Origin of the sequence: Anaeromonas gelatinilytica (assembly GCF_016820635.1) — a bacterium.
GTDB classification, from domain to species: Bacteria; Bacillota; Clostridia; order Tissierellales; family SIT17; genus Anaeromonas; species Anaeromonas gelatinilytica.
In genome coordinates, this window is record NZ_WSFU01000041.1 from 1 (window position 1) to 5,501 (window position 5,501).

Below are 5,501 nucleotides of genomic sequence, written 5' to 3' on the forward strand. Positions count from 1 at the left end.
ATTTTTAAATGACCCTTAGTAATATAACAAATTTAATTTTATAAGTCAACATCTTTTTTATATAATTTATAACATATGTAAGATGATTAATATAGTATTTCATTTCATCATATAAAATAAAACACAATCAAATATTATTTTAACTCATTACTAAAATCACAAATTCATAAATGATATTTGAGAAATAATAGGTTAATACACCTTATTTCAGTTAAAAAAATTTAAAAATAAAATTATTTGACTTAAAAATATAATCGGAACTCCTAATTTAAATTTCTTATTTCTAATTTTATGATTAAATACTATCATACCAATTATAATACCTATACTTCCTCCTATTAAAGCATAAAATAATAATATACTTTCTTTAATTCTCCATTTATGTCTCCTAGCTTTAAATTTATCTAACCCCATTAATATAAAACCTATAGAAGATAAAATTAAAAAAATATATATGATTACTTCCGTATTAAAATCTTTCATTTTTATTTTCACTTCCTTTAAATATATACTAATTCTTAATTCGAATTCTATATAAGTTTATCATAAAATATAATTATTATATTAATAAAAATTACTTTTAACCAATCACATTACATATTCCATTATAATCTTAATAATAATAAAAACAGGCAAATCATATATGACCATACATAATATACCTGTTTTTGTTATTATTAAACTTTTTTATAAAATCTTTCTCTCTTTATTTAGGCTTACTAATAAACATCTGTGTATACACATACCCATATTTGTCACTTGATTTAATTCCAATTCCTATATGAGTATAATTTGGACTTAATATATTTTTTCTATGCCCACTTGAATTCATTAAAGAATTATGAGCATTTTCTACATTCGAATTTCCTGCCAAATTTTCTCCAGCATGTAAATAATCTATCCCAAAACTTTTCATCATATCAAATGGACTTCCATAATTAGGAGAATTATGACTAAAATAATCATTTTCTACAATATCTTGAGATTTAATTCTCGCTACTCTAGTTAGTTCTAGATCTGTTTGTAATTCTGGTAAATCATTTTTTTGTCTTTCTGAATTGACTAAATCAATCATTTGTTGCTCACTATTTGTTAATGTTATAGTTTCATTGGTATTTTCTCCTATATTTTGATCCTCTGATTCTTCATTAGTATCTGTTTGATCATTAGTTTGATTATCTGGTGTTTCTGCATCTGATGGCTTCTTACCATTATCCTTTCCTTCTTCTATTACTATCGGTGTAGCATCAGAATTTTCTACTGCACCTACTTGATTATTATCTAATTGAACTATATACCAGTCTTCTACTTCTTCTAAAACATTAACTTTATCATCTTTTTTTAATTCTCCAATGGACTTAAATTCTTCACCTGCTCCTTCTTTTACATCACAAGTCTCAGAAGTTATTTTTATATGTTCAACATCAGACACATCAGATATTGATGATTCTTCTGTAGTATTTTCTGCAGTGTCATTTGCATTATTACAAGAAATTAATAAAAAACTTATACAAATTATTGATATAATTTTATATTTCATTTTAACCTCCTTATTTCATTATTTAAATATAGTATCTACATTATTTTCTATAAATATTATAAAAAAATAATAAATCTACTCTTTCTAAAAATTAAATAAAATTTATATTTATTTTTCAAAATTTTCATTTCAAATCATATATATTTAAAGTAATAATAAGAAATGAAATAACTACATAACCATAATTAAAATCTACCTTATAAAGAAAACACTCCTTTATAAAAAATAAAGAAATGTTTTTCCTTTTAAATAATTACATCTAGTGATTTTAAAATTTTAATATAAGTTTTAATCCCGTGAAAAAGTATTTTTTCATTAAAATTAAATTTACTGCTATGAAGAGGATAAATATACCCTATAGATTCGTTCCTTGATCCTAACATAAAGAAAAAGCCTGGTCGTACTTGTTGATAATAAGAAAAATCTTCGGCTAACATCATAGGTTCAATTTCTACTATTTCTTCAGGATTTAAATTATTCTTAACTAAGCTATAAAGATCTTTATCATTTATAACTGGAGGATAAAAATCCCTTATCTCCATATCAATGTTAACATTATACATTAATCCAATTCCTTTATTTATCTTAATCATTCTATCTTTTATTTCATCATACACTTCAGTGTTAAATGCTCTTATCGTTCCTTCTATTTTGACACTATTAGCAATTACATTCCTTGCCTCTCCCCCAAAAATCTTTCCAATAGTCAGTACAGCACCTTCATTTGGATTTATATTTCTACTTACAATACTCTGGTATAACCCAATCATTTCACTAGCAATATAAATACCATCCGTGCCAAGATGAGGCATAGCACCATGACAACCTATTGATTGAATATTAATATCAAATTCTCCATTTTGAGCCATCAATGGACCTGATACAATTCCAATTTTTCCCTCATCTATTTCTGGAAATATGTGTAATCCAAAAATACATTCCACATTATAATCATCTAAAATACCTTCATCAACAATAACTTTTGCTCCTCCAGGGCCTTCTTCTGCCGGTTGAAATATTAATAATACATCTCTATTAATAGTACCTATTTTTGATAAATACATTGCTAAGCCAAGTAAAATTGCCATATGTCCATCATGTCCACAGGCATGCATTCTACCTTCATTTTTTGATGAAAAAGATAATCCAGTCTTTTCATTAATCATTAAACCATCCATATCAGCTCTAACTGCTACAGCTTTATGATTATTTTTTCCTTTAACAAAAGCTAAAACCCCTGTTCTTGCCACTGTTCTTACTCTATATCCATATTCTTTTAATTTTTTCTTTATAAAATCTGATGTTTTAAACTCATGAAATCCTATTTCTGGAATTTCATGAAGAATCTTTCTTATTTTTATTACTTCTTTACTTATTTCTTTAAACAATTCTTCCATGTTAACCCACCTTAATCCCTCTAAATCTTTTATATTTAAAAATATTTATTCATGAAATATGCTTAAAACTTTCCTAAATATATCTATAAAGTCATCTATCTCTCTAAAACTTATATTTAAAGGAGGAAGTAGTCTAATTACAGTTCTATTAGTAACATTAAGCAATAATTTCCTATCTAATGCCATATTTTTTATAGTATCAGCATATTCTCCTACATCAACTCCTATCATTAATCCTTTCCCTCTTATATTTTTAATTACATTCGGATACATCTTCTGTAATTCGTATAACCTATTAAATAAATATTTACTTTTTTCACTTGTTTTTTTTCTAAATTCATCTTGAATAACTTCACTTATTAAGACTTCTCCAGCTGCACAAGCTACTGGATTACCTCCAAAAGTACTTCCATGATCACCTGGCTTTAATACATTTTCAATTTCTTTACTCACAAGCATAGCTCCAAGAGGCAATCCTCCGCCTAAAGATTTTGCTAATGTAATTATATGAGGATTAATATTATACAAATCAGAGGCAAGAAATCCTCCTACTCTCCCTAATCCAGTCTGAATTTCATCTACTACAATTAAAAAATTATATTCTCTTGATAATTCATCTAAAGCCTTAACAAAATATGGTGATATTTCAATAATACCTCCCTCTCCCTGTATAATCTCAATGAAAACAGCACAGGTTTTATGATTTACCTTTGCTTTTAAATCTTTTACATCATTGTACAAAAAATGAGTTATATGTGGTATAAGAGGACTAAAAGAATCTTGATATTTTTTTTGTCCTGTTAGAGACAATCCCCCCATTGTTCTACCATGAAAAGAATTATAAGCCGATAATATTTCAATCTTGCATTCATCAATTCCTCTACCAAATTTTCTAGCAAGCTTTAATGCCCCTTCATTAGCTTCAGTTCCTGAATTAGTAAAAAAAACCTTAGATGCAAAAGTATTCTCCACTAATAATTTTGCTAGATTAACCACAGTCTTACTTGCAAAATGATTGGAAAGATGTATATATTTAGATGCTTGTTCTAATATGTTTTTGATTATTTCACTGTTACCATGACCTAAATGATTTACTGATATTCCACTAAACATATCTAAATAACTATTTCCTTTATTATCATATAAATACAAGCCATCTCCCTTTATAATTTCTAAATCTATTCTATTGTAAGTATTCAAAATATATTCCTTATCCTCTTTTACAATATTAATCATTTAAAAAGTCATCTCCCTTCACGCTATTATATCTAACCCCTTAAATCACCTAACAATTGAACTTTATCTGATGTCTGATTATCCTTTTCCTTAATAATCTTTACAAGAAATCTAGCAACACCCCTATTAGCCTCAAATTCTATTTATTATAATTAAAATAACCCTTACAAATAAGTCTAACTGGACCTGTCATATATACTAAATTATCTATTATCTCAATTTTTAACTTTCCACCTGGTACATGAACATTTACCTTTTTATTTGTATTATTTAACAAAGAACTAACTACTGCTGTTGCAGATGCTCCTGTACCACATGATAGAGTTTGTCCTGATCCTCTTTCCCAAGTTATTACTTTTAAATTACTCTCATCTATTACTTCACAAAAATTTACGTTTGTTTTTTTAGGAAAAATATCCATATTTTCAACTATTTTTCCTACTTTTTTTATTGAATATTGCTGGAGTTTATCTACAAATATTATCGTATGTATTGTTCCCAACATTAAAGATGAAACTTTATATTTCATATCATCCAATTCAATTTCTTCATCTATAAACTTTTTCTTATCTGTATTTATTGGAAAACTATTAGTATCAAATTTAGCAATCCCCATATTTATTTTTACATTTCTAACTTCATTATCCTCAATAATTACTTCAGATTTCATAATTCCTCCTAGAGTTTCTACATTAAAACTCTTATCCTTTATGATTTGATTATCAAATATAAATTTTGAAAAACATCTAATACCATTTCCACACATAGGTGCTTCACTACCATCTGAATTATAAAAAACCATCTTTATAGAAGCAATATCCGAAGATTCAACAACTATCATTCCATCTGCACCAATACCATAGTTTCTATTGCACGCGACCTTTGCTAACTCTGAATAATTCGGAAGCTTTTCTTCTAATGAATTAAAAATAATAAAATCATTACCCGTACCATGAAGTTTTTCAAACTTAATCATAATTTTCCTCCTAACTATAGATTAAAAGTTTTCGCAATAATATTTACCGCTCTATTTTTATCTTTACTAAAAATTGTATAGGATATATTAATTTTTGATGTAGTTACTTGCTTAAACTCTATTCTTAGATTATCGTTCATACTTATTCTATTCTACACATATTTTCTCTAGAAGTTCCATTTTAAACATAATTTTAAGAAAAAAAAGGAAAGATATACCTGAATGTGATAAACTTGATACTTAACACTAAAAAAATCAACTCATTACGAGTTATGTTTCATATAAAAAAGGCTCTTTGTCAATAGTTGGGGTAGGTATTCCATTGAATACCTGCCCTTATCTTGTTTATAGA

At 26.4% G+C, this 5,501-nt stretch carries 5 protein-coding genes; all 5 read right to left on the reverse strand.

All coding sequences use genetic code 11. The features are described 5' to 3' along the window. Positions 1-207: 207 nt before the first annotated feature. A complete protein-coding gene (locus GOQ29_RS03325; RefSeq protein WP_203371216.1) occupies positions 208-483 on the reverse strand; it encodes a DUF1294 domain-containing protein in 276 nt (91 codons plus the stop codon). A 223-nt stretch (positions 484-706) separates the two neighbouring features. Further along, a complete protein-coding gene (locus GOQ29_RS03330; protein WP_203371217.1) occupies positions 707-1,540 on the reverse strand; it encodes a CAP domain-containing protein in 834 nt (277 codons plus the stop codon). Between the two features lie 245 nt (positions 1,541-1,785). Beyond that, positions 1,786-2,937, reverse strand: coding sequence for a M20 metallopeptidase family protein (locus GOQ29_RS03335; protein WP_203371218.1), 1,152 nt, complete (start codon positions 2,935-2,937; stop codon positions 1,786-1,788). A 45-nt stretch (positions 2,938-2,982) separates the two neighbouring features. Further along, positions 2,983-4,173 (reverse strand): aspartate aminotransferase family protein, encoded by a 1,191-nt coding sequence (locus GOQ29_RS03340; protein WP_203371219.1) that lies wholly within the window; start codon positions 4,171-4,173, stop codon positions 2,983-2,985. A 139-nt stretch (positions 4,174-4,312) separates the two neighbouring features. After that, positions 4,313-5,149: a diaminopimelate epimerase gene (gene dapF, locus GOQ29_RS03345; protein ID WP_207750637.1), complete on the reverse strand. Its 837-nt coding sequence runs from the start codon at positions 5,147-5,149 to the stop codon at positions 4,313-4,315. Positions 5,150-5,501 lie beyond the last annotated feature (352 nt).

Excerpts from the sequence above, each read along its gene's own strand:
- dapF (WP_207750637.1), bottom strand. The coding sequence starts at position 5,149 with ATGATTAAGTTTGAAAAACTTCATGGTACGGGTAATGATTTTATTATT.
- GOQ29_RS03335 (WP_203371218.1), bottom strand. The coding sequence starts at position 2,937 with ATGGAAGAATTGTTTAAAGAAATAAGTAAAGAAGTAATAAAAATAAGA.
- GOQ29_RS03325 (WP_203371216.1), bottom strand. The coding sequence starts at position 483 with ATGAAAGATTTTAATACGGAAGTAATCATATATATTTTTTTAATTTTA.
- GOQ29_RS03340 (WP_203371219.1), bottom strand. The coding sequence starts at position 4,173 with ATGATTAATATTGTAAAAGAGGATAAGGAATATATTTTGAATACTTAC.
- GOQ29_RS03330 (WP_203371217.1), bottom strand. The coding sequence starts at position 1,540 with ATGAAATATAAAATTATATCAATAATTTGTATAAGTTTTTTATTAATT.